This window comes from Oligoflexus sp. (assembly GCF_035638955.1).
Taxonomy (GTDB): domain Bacteria; phylum Bdellovibrionota_B; class Oligoflexia; order Oligoflexales; family Oligoflexaceae; genus Oligoflexus.
On sequence record NZ_DASQYZ010000488.1, the window covers coordinates 36,571 to 50,708 of the forward strand.

Sequence of the window (14,138 nt, forward strand, 5' to 3'; positions counted from 1 at the left end):
CCCTGAATTGTTAGCGGCGTAAGTCACATGCGTCGGCTTGAATTGCTTGCAGAATGCGCCCCGTGGCTCCTCGATGCCGAATGATGGCTTCGTAAAGCTTTCGGTGGGGAGGATGGCCTTCCCAGTGCAGCCCCTGCATCCATTCCAGAAAATCGTTTCCGGAGGTGATGACCGTGACAAGTCCTTCCGCCACCAGCTGACGGGCTTCCTGACTCGTATGGTAGCGCGGGCCAAAACAAACAAATAGCCCCTGACAGGCTGGCTCCAACACATTGTGGACGCGATGATGCAGAGCCCCTCCAACCCAGGCTATATCGCCCAGCGCATACAGTTCAGGAAGGAGTCCGATCATGTCGACGAGAAGAACATTATCACCTGCTCCTGCCGCCGCCAAGCCTGCCGCCTGGGCGCGACAAACGCGCAGCTTCATGGCCTCAAGGCTCTGCTGCATTTTTCCCACCATGGCGGGACTGATATCGTGGGGCGCCACAATGAGTTTGATGTGAGGATGTCGAGCCTGCACAGCCGGATAGATATCCAGGAGAGCCTGCAGATCCTGCGGCCAGGCGCTGCCCATGATCAATAAAGGTCCACCGGTAAGAAAAGCAGCCAGCTGCTCACGAAGTTGCCGCCTTTTGCCTTCCCTTTGCTCCAATCGCTCCAAAACCCGATCGTACTTGGTATCACCAACCTGGGGAATGGACAGGGCGGGACGCTGTAAAAGCTCAGAGTAAAAAGCCTGATCCTCCGCGCCCACCACAAAAACCTGCCGGCAGAGTCGCACCAGGGCTCGCCGCAAACTGCGCGACAGACTCTTTTTCACAAGCCCCGGTGATTGCACGGCATCAATCAAATAAACCGGTGCATGAGCTCGCGCGGTATAAAGGAATCCAGGCCAAAGCTCATAACGAACAACGACAAAAGCGTTGGCTTGCAGAACAGCAAAGAGCTTCCGCCAGGCCCGAGGCGAATCCCAAGGCGCCATGATAAAAGGCACGGTTTCCTGCTGGGCCAACGCAAATCGCTTGCCCGAATAGGACACGAGGATCAGAAAAACAAACGTATCACCCTGCTGCTGCAGCCGATTCATAAGGGGCTTGGCCTGCTCATACTCACCGGCCGATGAACAGAAAAAGACCATGGCCCGCGCAAAGCGCTGACGTTCCGTCTTGAGTTTGTGCAGATTATCTTCGATCAGCTGCCGCCCCTCCAGCTGGGGGCGCAGAGAAGGGACGCGTTTCAGTAAGGGTACGATGACCGCACCAAGAAACCGCCAAAGCAGTTCATAAAGGGCCATAGCCATTTTTTGCAAGAACTCAGTGGCTGCCATTCGCAACATTTCGCTTCAGCAGGGTTTTCAGATGATCCACGATATGCGGCGGTTGAATCAGTCCAAAACATAACTTATCGCCGAAACGACAATCCGTTTGGCCATGTTTGGAACAGGGACGGCATCCCAGGAGCGAGGAAAAAGCCTTGCTCTCCGGGCGCCAGGGCGGAAATCCAAAAGCTTCCACCGTGGGACCAAAAAGAGCCGCAACCGGCGTACCGACAGCTTCAGCGATATGCAAAAGACCTGAATCATTGCACAGAAGACCGTCCGTATCTTTCAAAGCCAGCGCGGTTTCCCAAAGACTGAGTTTTCCAGCCAGATTCAAAATGGGTCCCGGCCAGTCAATGCTATCCAAAATGCCAAGGGCACTGTCGCGATCCTTGTCATTGCCCACAAACAAGAGTCCGGTCGGCTGCTCACGCATAGCCGGATCCTGCCGCAGATGCCGGTTCAGAAGTTCAAGCGTGTCGCGCAAAAGATTGCTGGGCGCTTTTTTTGCTTCGTGAGCGGCTCCAGGCGCCACTGCCAGCCAGTGGCCAAATTTCAATTCCTTCTGCCAGGGTTTTTGCCCTGGATCATGGGCGGTCGGCAGCAGAGGATGCGCCTTGATCTTATCCAGACCATCCATCATTTCCACCGGCAGGTGCACTTCCAGGGCCTGCCTCAGGGCACTCGTCATCATATCAAACTGATGCATGGACGTCGAAACATAGGACTCAGGCAAAGCCCGACGCCGTCCGCGTAAACGCGAGCTGATCGTCATGGTCCCGCGATCGATTGTCCTTTTGTAACAGACGTAGCTGGGAATTTTATAGTCGCGCTTCAGCGAGCGGCAGAGCAGTTGGGACCGCAGATTGGTCTGCAAATCCACTACAAAATGAATATCCTTCAGCTCTTGCAGAACTTTTTCCTGATAGTTGGTGATATCAGGGTCCACTTCCACCGTTTTGATTTCAGGAAAAGCACTGCCTATAAGCTGCAAGGCGGGTTTTCGACCCACCCAGGTGATTTGAACTGGTGCTGGAATCTGACGCAACAGATCCACACAAGCGGTTGCCAGCACTACGTCTCCAATACTTGTGGAGCGATAGAGAGCAAGCTTCATGACGGGCGATGTGGCCGACGGAGTAAACACGGCGTCCCCTTCTCTCTTGGTCCATCTCAAGGCGCACGTTCGCCAAGGAACGGCAAGATACCAGATACTGCGGTTTCATTCTAACTCGTAAATCAAGCACGCAGCATGAAAAAACGCTTGTTTGCTCAAATGTTCCATGCGCCCGGCGGAATTTTCCTAGTGCTGCCATTTGTCAGAGAAAGTCAAAGTGGTATAATGAAGCAGAGGTTGAAATCATTCCGTCCGCAGTTTGGGGGGTCTTTGATGACTCAAAAAAGCCAGGACGCAAAAGAAAAATCTGGCCAGCGTCCGCGCAGTGAGCGGAAGCGATACCTCAATATTATCTATTTTCTTGATTCGCACCGCACGCGCACACTGAAGTTCAGTATCCGAACCAGTTACTTGACCGTCGCCACGCTTGGGCTTTTGGTCAGCTGGTCGCTGATTGCGAGTCTTTTGCTGATCCGCGAGCACGGGCGCACCAGTGAGCTCCGCAACCGGAGTCGTAACCTCCTTTCGGTGATCTTTAACTATCAGACGCGTTATGACCAGGTTTATGAAAAAGCCTACCCGAACGACGGTCATCCCTTGTTATCAGGCTCAGGGGTCGCAGCCCGGATCCTCGCAACAGCCGAGGATCAACTGGAAGACGAATCGGACCAAAAACTCGAGGCACGACCTGATCTCAATATACGTCCCGCGCCACCAACCCTGGCAGCCAAAGTCGCTCCTCCCAGCCCTGTCGCCCACCCATCGGCGACCGCTCCCAAGGAAAAAATCATAGCCCAGGCTCTTGAAACACCTGCTGCGAATGACCCCAGCATTGCGGTCGAGAATTTTTCAAGTGCTGTTCATGATGAAACGCTGACCATTCGCTTTTCCCTGAAAAATACCAATAAAGGCAGCAAGGCCTCGGGAACCGTGACAGCTCAGGCCCGTTTCTTTGAGAGTGGCAAGGATGGCGTTTGGCTGGAAACAGAGTCGGCGTCCACGGAAAGCCAGGTTGATACCGGCGATCAGGACGATCCCAGCTCTGATCAGCATTTCAACATCCGATACTACAAGAACAAAGTCTTCCATTTTTCAAGTCCGACCCAAGGCAGTGGCCTCTTCACGGCCGTCCGGGTCACTGTGAAAGACGAACAAGGTCGCAGCAAGGAATTCGCTTTCCCTTTGACCAAGGAACCACGCGTCCAGCAGACCCGTTTGGATTCTGAAACGTCCGATGCCAATGAGAACGCCAGCACCCAGTGATCTGGCTCCGTTCTCCCACCCTTCGCTCCGCGTCGACCCCTCGTCGGTCTCCCGCCGCTTTGCTACAATGAAAGCAGGAATTTTTTGTATATGAGGGGGTTTCCATGAGTCGGTTGATCCAGACTCTTTGTCTTCTATTCGGCCTCGGGCTTATGGCCCTGGGTGTTCAAAGCTGTCGTTTCCTGAAAGCTGAAGCCACCTTTAAAATCCGTGTGACTGATGGTTCGGGAGAACCGATTCCTGGCGCTCAGATCTCCATTCAAAAGCAGCTCGTCGGGCAAACCAACGATCAGGGCCAGGCCCAGATCAGTATGGAATTGCCTGTCGATGAAGGCGTTCTGGTGGAAATCAATAAACCCAGCGCACAGCTCTTCTATGCACCTTTTTTTGAAACAGTGCGCATCAGCAAAGGCGATCTGAATCATTTCAAACTGCAAGCGACTCTGTATGCCGTGCCTAAGAACGTTCCGGAAACCCCAGCTGTTGCCGCTGAACCCGAGAAGAAAACCGAAGAGGCCCCCGCCGAAGTCCCACCAACCGCTGAAAATAGCGAAGACCCAGGTCTTGTCACCGCACTTCAGGCTGTGAATACGGACAATGCCACAGACCCTTCCCATGCTTTGGAACCCTTTGATCCTGAGCTTTCCGCCCAAAAGGCTGCCAATACTTTGCTGGAAAATGCCGAGCAAAGCTCTCGACTCATTACGTTTTATACAGCCAGCGGACGAGAGAACGTCAGCGATGCCCGCATACTCTATGGTGATCCGGAGCGCGGTCAATGGCTCGAAGGATGCAGCACCAACGCACGGGGCCGCTGCACGCTGACCTTACCAGCGAGCTTTGCCACCGATAACGTGCATATCCTGACCCGGGCCCAGAATTTTCAACCCCAGACCAAAATCATTTCCCTGGCTCATGGTGATAAGGTTCGGATCGACCTGATCCGTGGCCAGGCCATGGAAGTGTTTGCCCTGCAAAAAACCTATAAATCCATTCGCGGTCTCCACGATGTCACCATCAAACTTGGCAGCAAAGATCTCGGCCGCACCGATAACTTCGGTTACTTCTCATACAATTTCCCGCAAAAACCGGCCGAAGGAACGATTCTGACCCTGGAAGCCCCTGGCCAATTGCCGAACCGTATCACACAAAGCCTCAGCGCCTCCGGACCCTGGACCATCGTGCAAGGTTTTTCGAGCAAAACGCCGACCCGCGCCCGCCTCTTGCTCCTGCCTTTGAAAATCCAGAATTCCGGCAGTGAAACACCGGACCCGGATGCCATCACCAGCTGGGACAGGATCATCCATGAAGGCATTCGACAGAATCTCATCAATCAGCCGCCTTTTATGGAAGCTGATTGGGAACGCATATCCCAGGTCCTGGACCGCAACGGCCTCAGCCTGCAGCAAATCGGTCGTCAGGGGTGGAATCAACCGGATCTCCTGGCTGAATTCGAATGGGCTCTGCGTTCGACTCTTATCCTCGGTCCAGCTTCGTCCCTTGAACTCAGTCTCGTCAATGCCGATGGCCGCGTGGTCGGTGCCTCGCTGCAACGTCTCACAGCACGTCCCGATGCCAGGATCATGCGCTCCCTGTTTAGCCAGGCCAGCCGTGAACTCAGTGCTTATCTGCCGTTTGAAGGCAGCCTTGTGGAAGCGGAGAAGGAAGGCTTTCGCATCAATCTAAGCCAGCAGTCGGGCCATACCCTCAAAGTTGGGGAAACTCTCCGCTTGCATGGACTGCAGGTCGATGGCCCCGGTTCGCAACCGGGTTGGGCGGATATCGGTTCTGCGCAAATTACGGATCTGAGCGAAGGTTTCAGCCGCATTCGCATCACGGAGCTCAAGCCCCGGACCACCGCAAATGTCGGTCAAATCGTGGCCCTGCAGCGACAGCCAGAAGGTGGCGATAAATATATTACGATCACGGATGTCGCGGACAAAAGAGCCCTGGCCCAGGTCAATCTTTATCTGCAGGATCGTTGGATCGGCACGACGGACCGACAGGGCATAGCCCGCCTCACCCGCTTTGCTGCCGCCCGACGTGGAGTCCTGACGGCCGTGCGTACGGGGTATCGCCTGCATCAGGATGATTTTCTGTGGGTTGATGGCAAGGATAAGGCCATTACCTTGCAACGATCCTCGATTCCCATTCGCATTGAAACCGATCCCAGCAATGCACAAATCAAGCTGAATGGCCGCCTGATCGGCCGCAGTCCTTTGTACCAGAGCATCGATATTCCGGGTCCTACGGCCCAGATCGAAATCGTACTCAATGAAGAATACAAGGCCATCAATCAGGTGGTCAGTTTCGATGAAGAAGGTCTCGACTGGAGCGGCTCCCGTGCCGTCCATCTGGAAAAGGATCTGCGTCGTGAAGCTCGTCAATTGATCCAGGGTGGTCGTCTCAATGAAGCCGTCAATCTTCTGGAAGCTTTACCGCAATCGCATCCGGATTATCTGGTCGTGCAGCATGAACTGGGCGATATTTATTTGAATCAAAGTCAGGATCCCATCAAAGCAGCGGCGGCCTTTCATCGCGTCACCAGTCGCCCGGAAGTGGCCAATTTTGTCGACAAACGTTTCATCGGTACTCAGATCAATGAGGCCATTGCCATCTATCACATCGGTGAGAAGCTCAAGGACTCCGATCAGTCTGCTGCGATCAGCTCCTGGCAAAAAACCAGGGATCTCCTCGATCTCTGCGAAGGCCAGCTTCGTTTCATTCCGGAAGAGCAATACACCCAGGCCGTCCATAGTCTTTCGTACTACAGGGCCTTGAGCCTGCACAAAATCTGGGGGATGACCCAAAGGGGCGAGGACTTGAAGCATGCGCATGAATCCTGGAAAAAATATATTGAATCCACAGCACTCGCAACACCTGCCGACAAACACTATAACCTCGTAAAGAAAGCCGAGGCCTTCTACCGACAAACGCAAGGCCTTAGTGAACCAACAGAACAGGCACGATCCACCAAGGCCTCATCCGCCAAGACCATGTGAAGGGGCGACCATGAGCGAAACAACGGATAAGAAAAAGCCGGATACTATCGAAGACAAAACTGCGGCTAAAATCGAAGCCTATTTGCAGGGACCGCGTAAAAAACGCAAAAATTATGTGATCTTTGCCCTGGGTGATCGCTTCGACAAGGATCTGAGTTTTGCGATGGAAGGCTTCATCAAGAAAGAGTACGCCCAACTTGCCATCTCGACACCGCGGACGCCTGATGAGCTGACAAGGCAGTTTGGTCGGAATATTTCTCTGCTGGTGATGAATGATGAGTTCACGGAAAAAACAGCTGTGATGAACTTAATTCGGGCTCTCAAGGAAAAGCGCCGCAACGAAACCATTCCGGTTCTGTTTCTGACACGCGATGCCGAGGAGCTGGTCAAAATTTATCACAAGGAACTTCTGCTCTATCATGAGTCGGACGAGTATATCGTTTATCCTGGCAACGCTCGTCAGCAGATTATGGCCCGTATCAAGGCCGGCATCGACAATCAGAACCACCGTCGCAGCCGCCGCTACAATGTGAGTCTGTCGGCAACCGTCTTTCACCTGAACAAGAATACCGTGCTCGAAGGCAAAATCGTGGACCTGAGCATGCACGGCGCCCTGATAAACGCGGAAAAGGACGTGATCTTTCGTCCCGGGGATCAAATTAAAATCAGTATACCCATCCACGAATACATTCAGTACGAGTACGGTGATTTCATAAAAATCTCGGCCAAAGTTCGCCGGGTTTTTATTTCCGGCAATAAAGTGGCTATTTCCTTCGAGCATGTCACGGATAGCCAGTCACACCTCATAGGCCAGCTGCTTTTGGCTATTGTCAGCAAGCAATTCGCCCGCCAGACCGCCCGTTTAAAAGCCCAGTATGCAGCCCAGTCAGGTGAGAAGCGCCGTTAATTTCTTTTCATCATTCCGTCTCCTGAAACAACTTTCCTGGACAGACGCAGAAATACGCATTAATCCGGTGGGTGGCCCCTGCAAGGCCACCAATCCGTTTTCCCGTCGACAAGGCACATTACCCATGCAAACCCGGCAGATGAAACACATTCTGGTCAAACTTCTCCGGTGGCTGACCCATCCCATCTTCGTCTTTGTCGCCCTGCAGATCGTCTGGCTGACGATGATCATCCTTTGGGTCGTCTGGTTCATGAGCCAGCAGGAAACCCTTAGTAAGTTAAGCAGTATCATCGGCTCGGCCTCCACAATCAGCCCGACCACCGGCATCTTCACACTGGTGATCGGCTGCGTGCTGCTCGGCATTTTTTTGGTGGGCACCGTGGTCCTTTTCGTATTCACCCAGATTCAAAGCAGTCTCATTACCCAGCAGAAGTCCTTTGTCTCCAGCGTCACCCATGAGTTACGCTCGCCGTTGTCGAGCCTCCAGCTCAGCTTCGAAACCCTGCAAAGACATCAGCTGCCCGAACCCATTCGCTTGAAGATTTTTTCGATGGTCGAGAAGGATTTGGAACGCCTTTCGCACCTGGTCGAGCGGATCCTGATCGCCGGGCGCCTGGATCGCGGGATCATTGACTATAAAAATCAGCAGGATGAAATTCCACTGCGTGAGCTGATTCAACATGTCGCGGATCAGCAGCGCCATATGGATGATAGTTTGCATCAAAGGCTCAAGATCGACTGCAGTTCCGATCTGGTGATTGGTGCCTCCCGGTTGGCCCTGACCATCGTGCTGGGCAATCTTCTGGAGAATGCATTGAAATACTCGCCGGCGGGCGCGCCGATCCGCGTGCAGGTAACTGTGCAGGAATATGAGCTCTGGATTAGCGTCGAAGATGCCGGGATTGGCCTGACTTCGGGCGAGCAGCGCAAGATCTTCCGCATGTTTCATCGCTCGCCTCGAGCACAAAAGGCAGCCGTCCCGGGGACCGGTCTTGGCCTTTACATCGTAAAATCGATCGTCACCTCCATGGGTGGACGAATTTGGGTCCAAAGCGAAGGAGTCAGCAAGGGATCACGCTTTACCGTTGCACTTTCCCGCGAATGCATCTTGGCTTCCTGAGGCTCAGGGATTAAGGTGGTCCCCTGCAAAAGGATCACCACCTGGGATATGGGTTTAATACGTCGAAAGGACGTTTTGGCAGCATGATGACTGGACAAAAACATATCCTCCTTGTCGAAGATGAGCCGCATCTGGCCTTCAATATGGACCTGAATCTTCAGGCCGAAGGCTATCGGGTAACTATGGCCAAAGATGGCCGCGAGGCCGTGGAAAAATATAGCAAAGAGGGACCCTTTGCCCTGGTCATCCTCGATGTGATGCTGCCCGAAATGAACGGTTTTGAGGTGGCGAGCTATATCCGCCAGCGGGATAAGATCACCGGCATTCTCATGCTGACCGCGCGCGCCTCGGAAAACGATGTTCTGCAGGGTCTGGAAACAGGCGCCGATGACTACATGACCAAACCCTTCAGTCTGCAGGAACTCTTCCTGCGGGTCAAAAGGATGGCTGATCGCAGTGATCTTTTCAGTCCCTTGCGGACCGGCCAGCAAACCTCGCTGATTCAATTTCGTGAGGTCACCTGGAATCCTCAGACGTTTGAGCTCAAAGGTCCTCAAGGCAGTTTTGTTCTGACCGCTTTGGAAGCAAAAGTCCTGACTGAATTTTTAGAGCATCCACAGGAAGTCCTGAGCCGTAAGCATCTCCTGGGCCGCGTCTGGGGCGTGCACGGCAACGTCGAAACGCGAACAGTCGACAACTTTATCATGCGCTTGCGTAAATACTTCGAAAAAGACCCTTCGCAGCCTGAGATCTTGCAGAGCGTGCGCGGGCGTGGTTATAAATTCTGTGCTGATTTAAAAGAGGTATCCGGCTGATGGAGATCGAATTCGAAAAATGGCATGGCAATAAGAATGATTTTATCCTGACCTGGTTCAACCACGATCAGATCACCTTTGATTCCCTGCGCCGCCAGGCCCCTGCTCTTTGCCAGCGCGACGGCAGTGGTATTGGAGCCGATGGTATTTTGGTTCTGCACACCAAAACCGCGCGCGATCTCATGCCTCACAAGCTATCCATCATCAACAGCGATGGCTCGCTGGCCCAGACCTGCGGCAACGGCATTCGTTGTGCGGCGCTTAGTATTTTGACCCACCATCTGCAGGCCGATCAAAAAGTGGATATTCCCGATGCCCTTGATCTGCAGCTGGAAAGCAGCACGGCGACCTGCCGATTCCTGGGTCGTCTGGCACCGGGTCGCATGGGACTTTTGCCGCTCGTGGCCGTGGACATGGGGCACCCGAAGGTGAACAAGGAGAATGCCGACTATGACGAGGTGAAAACTTTCGTAAGTCGTAAAGCTCAGGAACTGGGCATGCCTGAATTGACAAGAGATTGGCATCTTGTTTCAATCAGCAATCGTCACCTCTGTTTCTTCCTCGACTCTGTGAACCGTGATATGATCCGGAAAGTTGGCCCCGCTCTGCAATCATCTTCGCTTTGGGACGGCATCAACGTTCACCTCTGCGCCAGTAAAAAAGTGCAGGATGATGACCGCAGAATATCGGCTCAGGCCTTGAACCGACCGATTGATGAACTTTATGAAGTTTTTGTTTGGGAACGTGGTGCTGGCGAAACCCAGGCCTGCGGCAGCGGAGCTTCCGCTATTGGGGCGTCGGCTTTTGCTTCTGGTCTCACCGATCGAAAAAACTGGCTTGGAATTGATATGCCAGGCGGCCGACTTTACATTAAACAGGAAAACACCGCGGATTCCGTCACGCTTGCTGGTCCGGCTCAAATGGTCTTTCGTGGTCGCCTCGTCATTTAACAGGCTAATCTATGGATGAAGAATTCACGCTTAAACTTCTGCCGTTTGTGAATGCTCTGCGGACATATCATCGGCATGATGTACATGGTCTCGAAAATATCCCCACCCGGGGTCCGGTGATTGTGGCCTGCAACCATAGTCTTGCCACTTACGATATGCTGATGCTGATGGCAGCTGTATACAGCGCCAATGGCCGCATTCCTCGTTCCCTGATCGATCGGGCTTTTTATGTGATGCCAGGTCTTGGTGAAACCATGGAACGGCTTGGCTGTATCGCGGGTTCGCAGGAAACAGCCGCAAAGCTGCTCAATAATGGTGAGATCATTTATATCGCGCCCGGTGGCATGCGGGAATCCCTGCGGCCTTCCACCGAGCGTTACCAGATACTCTGGAATAGGCGCCGGGGCTTTGCCCGACTGTCCCTGGAAACCGGCGCTCCGATCGTACTGGCAGCCTGTCCGCGTGCCGATGACATCTATAAGGTCTACGATAATAGCGTCACCAAACTTATCTATAAAAAATTGCGTCTGCCCTTTTTTCTAGCTCGTGGACTGGGTCCCACGCCTATTCCCCGACCCGTCAAGCTTGAGCACTATATCAGCAAACCCATTTACCCACCGAAGCCAGCCGATGATCCAGCGAGTTTCAAACGGCAGCTCTACAACTATCACAAGAAATTGATGGATAAGATGAACGCCATGATCGCGGAAGGCATTGTGCCCTCGCAGAAATCGCTATTTTAATATGCGACGTCTTTGGGAAAAATTCTGCGCCTTTCTCTTTGGCCTAATGGCTGGACTGGCACTGCTGATGTTTTTTTATCAGCCGAGTCGCCAGTGGCCGGCCGATCTTATCACGCGACACGATGCGGACGTGACCTCCGCTGATGCCGTGATTCTGCTTATGGGCGGGGTTTCTGACCGAACACCACATTGCGCCAGGCTCCTTAAAAAAGGCCTCGCCCCGAAAATCGTCTTTGTTGAAGCTGAGAAGGATGAACTGAATGCCTTGGGTTTGCGGCCGAGTGACGGTGAAGCCAGCCTCCGCTATCTGCAAAAACTTGGTATCAAAGACGACGCCATCATCTTTGATAACAGCCGCGCCGTGACCAGTTCGGCGGAAGAAATGGCGGCCGACTTCAAACTCATTAAAGAGCGCCTGCCCGCCGCGAGACGCCTCATCCTTTGCACCAGCTGGTATCACTCCAGCCGGGCTCACTGGATTGCGGACAAGGTTAACAATCATTATTTTGAGCTGAAATCCATGCCTTCACCGAAACCGAAGGTCTGGTATGCGATGGAATTTGATTTTCTGATGGTCTTTAATGAGTACCTGAAGTGGGCCTATTATTTGACCCACTACTGACGGCGTCAGCCTTTGGATTTCGCCATCATTTGTTCCACCAGCGCCCGCGGCACCATCGGCGGCTTGCTCAGCCATGCACCGCCGTCGACCACTATGGTTTCACCTGTTATATAACTGGCCGCTGACGAGGCCAGAAACACGGCGGTAAGTCCGATTTCTGCCGTTTCTCCGAAGCGGCCCAGAGGAATTTCTTTTTTCATTTTCTCACCACTGTCACCGGGAGCCAGACGCTTCATCCCCTCGGTATCACCGATGGGTCCTGGCGCGATCCCGTTGACGCGAATGCCTTCCGGGCCCCATTCGGCGGCAAGATTGATCGTCAGGGCATCAACCCCGGCTTTGGCTGCCGACACATGAGCTTGAAAGGGAGTTCCGACGTAATGCAAAGTGGCCGAAATATTAATGATCAGACCTTTGCTGGCTTTGAGATACTGAAATCCATAACGACACATATTGAAGGTGCCGTTCAAATCAATATCAACAACCGTCTTAAAACCATTGGGGCTTAGTTCTTCCGGTGGGCAAAGAAAATTACCGGCCGCGCCGTTGACGAGGATATCCAGTTTACCGAGCGCATTCACTGTTTCGTCCAAGGCCGCCTTACAGGCTTCCGCATTCCGGACATCACCACTCTTATAGAATGTCCGCACACCGAGCTTGGCAAGCTCCTGGCAGGCTTGCTGCAAGACTTCTTCCCGGCGTCCCATCATCGCGATATCGGCGCCGTGAGCCGCCAATGCCTTGGCCACACCAAAATTGATGCCGCTGCCGCCACCCGTAATGAATGCAACTTTGCCTTTGAGAATATCGGATCGAAACGGAGAAATCGCCATGAGTATCCCTTTCTGCCTTGAATCGTGTGAGGGTTGCCATGGAGCAAAGGAACACCATCCACGGCGTGGCAGCAAGGGATTTTTATGAGGCGTTAAACTGACTCGAGATGACCAACTTGCACGCGTTCCAGTTCCTGACGAAGCCGGAGCCCCCAGGGGTCGCCCTTCAAGGGATGGACGAGGTAATACCTGTTCGCCTGAATAGACTGCCAATCGCCTTTATGAGGGTTGATCGCCATGTCACAGGCCCAGTCAGGAACGAGTTCGGCCAGATCCATGAGGGGATGATTCAGAGCCTTCACCAGGATATTGGACATCACATCCTCACCAAATACCAGACCCAGGTTTTCCAAGGGTCTGCGGTCCAGCCAGCCCTTCCTGGACAATTCCATCAATGTGGATCCGGCAATAATCTGAAAAGGACCCCCAATAAATTCCCGATTGAATCCATAACGGAGCGCTCGCAGACCCAGGTCCCACCACCAGACGGCTCTCACACGCTTGAATTCCCACTTGTGTTCGACGATGCCATTCACCTGACGCCGTCTAAAACCAAAGGGCACGAGGTCGGCCAGCACTTGAATATAGTCACGCACCCGAAAGCGGGCGAAGGATCCTATCATGCCCTGCTTGGGCAGACGGTGGGACTCGAAAATCCCGGCTAAATCTTTACGATTAAAGAACAGATCAGCATCCACGCGCAGGACGTAATCGAAAGCCTGGCTTGAGTTGGACAGGTGGCGGAAGGCGAAGAGGGTTCGATCCATGGCCCCACGAAAACCGGATGATTTTTCATTGCGAAGAACTTCAAAGGTTACGCGCTTGCGACCGGCGTAAACTTGCACCAAACCCTGCCCCAAAAAGCTTGGCGAGGCATCATCCAAAATCAGGACATGCACATCATGGTTTTGCAAAATATCGAGCAACTGGCCTAAGGTCTGCTGAGCAAAGGCTTTTTCAGCCTCGTAAACCCCGAAGAAAACGCCAATTTTCATAGAATGACCCTGCCTTCATGGTAAAGGACGCACGGTACTCTCGATAGCACATCCTTATAAGCTGGACTGAACCAGTGTTGTCCCCGCAGCGCTTCACATGAAAATCACAGGTGTTTTCCTTTCATATTTTTACGGGTGTGTTCCGCAGCAAGATCCATGAACCGAACATATAGTGCCTTCAATAGCCCAACTGTTGTGGATTTGATCCTGCTTGCATCTAGGAACTTGAAGTCATTGGCGTTAGAAGTTTTTCGGTTACGACGCATATTTGTTTTCGTTCCCTCTAGGGGTTGTCATGCCAGATCAAGCCGGAAATCCAGGTTCCCATCTCGAGCGTCTCAATGTTCTTTCAAAAAATGTCAGCGATGCGATCAACGAGATTTTCTCGATGGCGTATGCTCAAACCCAGGAATTATCCTGGACTCCACCATCCGGATCAGACCCGGACAT

At 53.1% G+C, this 14,138-nt stretch carries 12 protein-coding genes; 8 read left to right on the plus strand and 4 right to left on the minus strand.

The window, feature by feature from the left end; translation table 11 throughout:
* Window positions 1-10: 10 nt before the first annotated feature.
* Window positions 11-1,339, minus strand: coding sequence for a 3-deoxy-D-manno-octulosonic acid transferase (locus VE954_RS39965; RefSeq protein WP_324963753.1), 1,329 nt, complete (start codon window positions 1,337-1,339; stop codon window positions 11-13).
* The gene (locus VE954_RS39970; protein ID WP_324963755.1) at window positions 1,317-2,468 is read right to left on the minus strand and encodes a glycosyltransferase family 9 protein; all 1,152 of its coding nucleotides are present in this window, start codon (window positions 2,466-2,468) and stop codon (window positions 1,317-1,319) included. The genes VE954_RS39965 and VE954_RS39970 overlap by 23 nt, the downstream gene beginning before the upstream one ends.
* A 243-nt stretch (window positions 2,469-2,711) precedes the next feature.
* Between VE954_RS39970 and VE954_RS39975 the strand changes: the two genes are divergently transcribed.
* The 8 genes from VE954_RS39975 (at window position 2,712) to VE954_RS40010 (ending at window position 11,860) form a co-directional block, all read left to right on the plus strand.
* Window positions 2,712-3,701, plus strand: a complete 990-nt coding sequence (locus VE954_RS39975) for a hypothetical protein (protein ID WP_324963757.1) — start codon at window positions 2,712-2,714, stop codon at window positions 3,699-3,701.
* A 104-nt stretch (window positions 3,702-3,805) separates the two neighbouring features.
* Window positions 3,806-6,703 (plus strand): carboxypeptidase regulatory-like domain-containing protein, encoded by a 2,898-nt coding sequence (locus VE954_RS39980; RefSeq protein ID WP_324963758.1) that lies wholly within the window; start codon window positions 3,806-3,808, stop codon window positions 6,701-6,703.
* Between the two features lie 10 nt (window positions 6,704-6,713).
* Window positions 6,714-7,610 (plus strand): PilZ domain-containing protein, encoded by an 897-nt coding sequence (locus VE954_RS39985; protein ID WP_324963760.1) that lies wholly within the window; start codon window positions 6,714-6,716, stop codon window positions 7,608-7,610.
* Window positions 7,611-7,734: 124 nt separating this feature from the next.
* On the plus strand, window positions 7,735-8,730 hold the full coding sequence (locus VE954_RS39990) for a HAMP domain-containing sensor histidine kinase (RefSeq protein ID WP_324963762.1): 996 nt from the start codon (window positions 7,735-7,737) through the stop codon (window positions 8,728-8,730).
* Between the two features lie 83 nt (window positions 8,731-8,813).
* A complete protein-coding gene (locus tag VE954_RS39995) occupies window positions 8,814-9,545 on the plus strand; it encodes a response regulator transcription factor (protein WP_324963765.1) in 732 nt (243 codons plus the stop codon).
* Entirely contained in the window at window positions 9,545-10,495 is a 951-nt protein-coding gene (dapF, locus tag VE954_RS40000; protein WP_324963767.1) for a diaminopimelate epimerase, read from the plus strand. Before VE954_RS39995 ends, dapF begins: the two co-directional genes overlap by 1 nt.
* Window positions 10,496-10,506: 11 nt before the next feature.
* A complete protein-coding gene (locus VE954_RS40005; protein WP_324963769.1) occupies window positions 10,507-11,238 on the plus strand; it encodes a lysophospholipid acyltransferase family protein in 732 nt (243 codons plus the stop codon).
* A 1-nt stretch (window position 11,239) separates the two neighbouring features.
* The gene (locus tag VE954_RS40010) at window positions 11,240-11,860 is read left to right on the plus strand and encodes a YdcF family protein (RefSeq protein ID WP_324963771.1); all 621 of its coding nucleotides are present in this window, start codon (window positions 11,240-11,242) and stop codon (window positions 11,858-11,860) included.
* Between the two features lie 5 nt (window positions 11,861-11,865).
* Here VE954_RS40010 and VE954_RS40015 read toward each other — a convergent pair whose 3' ends face one another.
* Window positions 11,866-12,693 carry an SDR family oxidoreductase gene (locus VE954_RS40015; RefSeq protein ID WP_324963773.1) on the minus strand — a complete coding sequence of 276 codons (828 nt, stop codon included), beginning with the start codon at window positions 12,691-12,693 and terminating at the stop codon, window positions 11,866-11,868.
* A 92-nt stretch (window positions 12,694-12,785) separates the two neighbouring features.
* Window positions 12,786-13,688 (minus strand): glycosyltransferase, encoded by a 903-nt coding sequence (locus VE954_RS40020; protein ID WP_324963775.1) that lies wholly within the window; start codon window positions 13,686-13,688, stop codon window positions 12,786-12,788.
* Between the last annotated feature and the right edge of the window lie 450 nt (window positions 13,689-14,138).

What these genes read in the sequence shown, in the direction of transcription:
- VE954_RS39965 (WP_324963753.1), bottom strand. Translation starts at nt 1,339, where the DNA reads ATGTTGCGAATGGCAGCCACTGAGTTCTTGCAAAAAATGGCTATGGCC.
- VE954_RS39975 (WP_324963757.1), top strand. Translation starts at nt 2,712, where the DNA reads ATGACTCAAAAAAGCCAGGACGCAAAAGAAAAATCTGGCCAGCGTCCG.
- VE954_RS39980 (WP_324963758.1), top strand. Translation starts at nt 3,806, where the DNA reads ATGAGTCGGTTGATCCAGACTCTTTGTCTTCTATTCGGCCTCGGGCTT.
- VE954_RS39985 (WP_324963760.1), top strand. Translation starts at nt 6,714, where the DNA reads ATGAGCGAAACAACGGATAAGAAAAAGCCGGATACTATCGAAGACAAA.
- VE954_RS39990 (WP_324963762.1), top strand. Translation starts at nt 7,735, where the DNA reads ATGCAAACCCGGCAGATGAAACACATTCTGGTCAAACTTCTCCGGTGG.
- VE954_RS39995 (WP_324963765.1), top strand. Translation starts at nt 8,814, where the DNA reads ATGATGACTGGACAAAAACATATCCTCCTTGTCGAAGATGAGCCGCAT.
- dapF (WP_324963767.1), top strand. Translation starts at nt 9,545, where the DNA reads ATGGAGATCGAATTCGAAAAATGGCATGGCAATAAGAATGATTTTATC.
- VE954_RS40005 (WP_324963769.1), top strand. Translation starts at nt 10,507, where the DNA reads ATGGATGAAGAATTCACGCTTAAACTTCTGCCGTTTGTGAATGCTCTG.
- VE954_RS40010 (WP_324963771.1), top strand. Translation starts at nt 11,240, where the DNA reads ATGCGACGTCTTTGGGAAAAATTCTGCGCCTTTCTCTTTGGCCTAATG.
- VE954_RS40015 (WP_324963773.1), bottom strand. Translation starts at nt 12,693, where the DNA reads ATGGCGATTTCTCCGTTTCGATCCGATATTCTCAAAGGCAAAGTTGCA.
- VE954_RS40020 (WP_324963775.1), bottom strand. Translation starts at nt 13,688, where the DNA reads ATGAAAATTGGCGTTTTCTTCGGGGTTTACGAGGCTGAAAAAGCCTTT.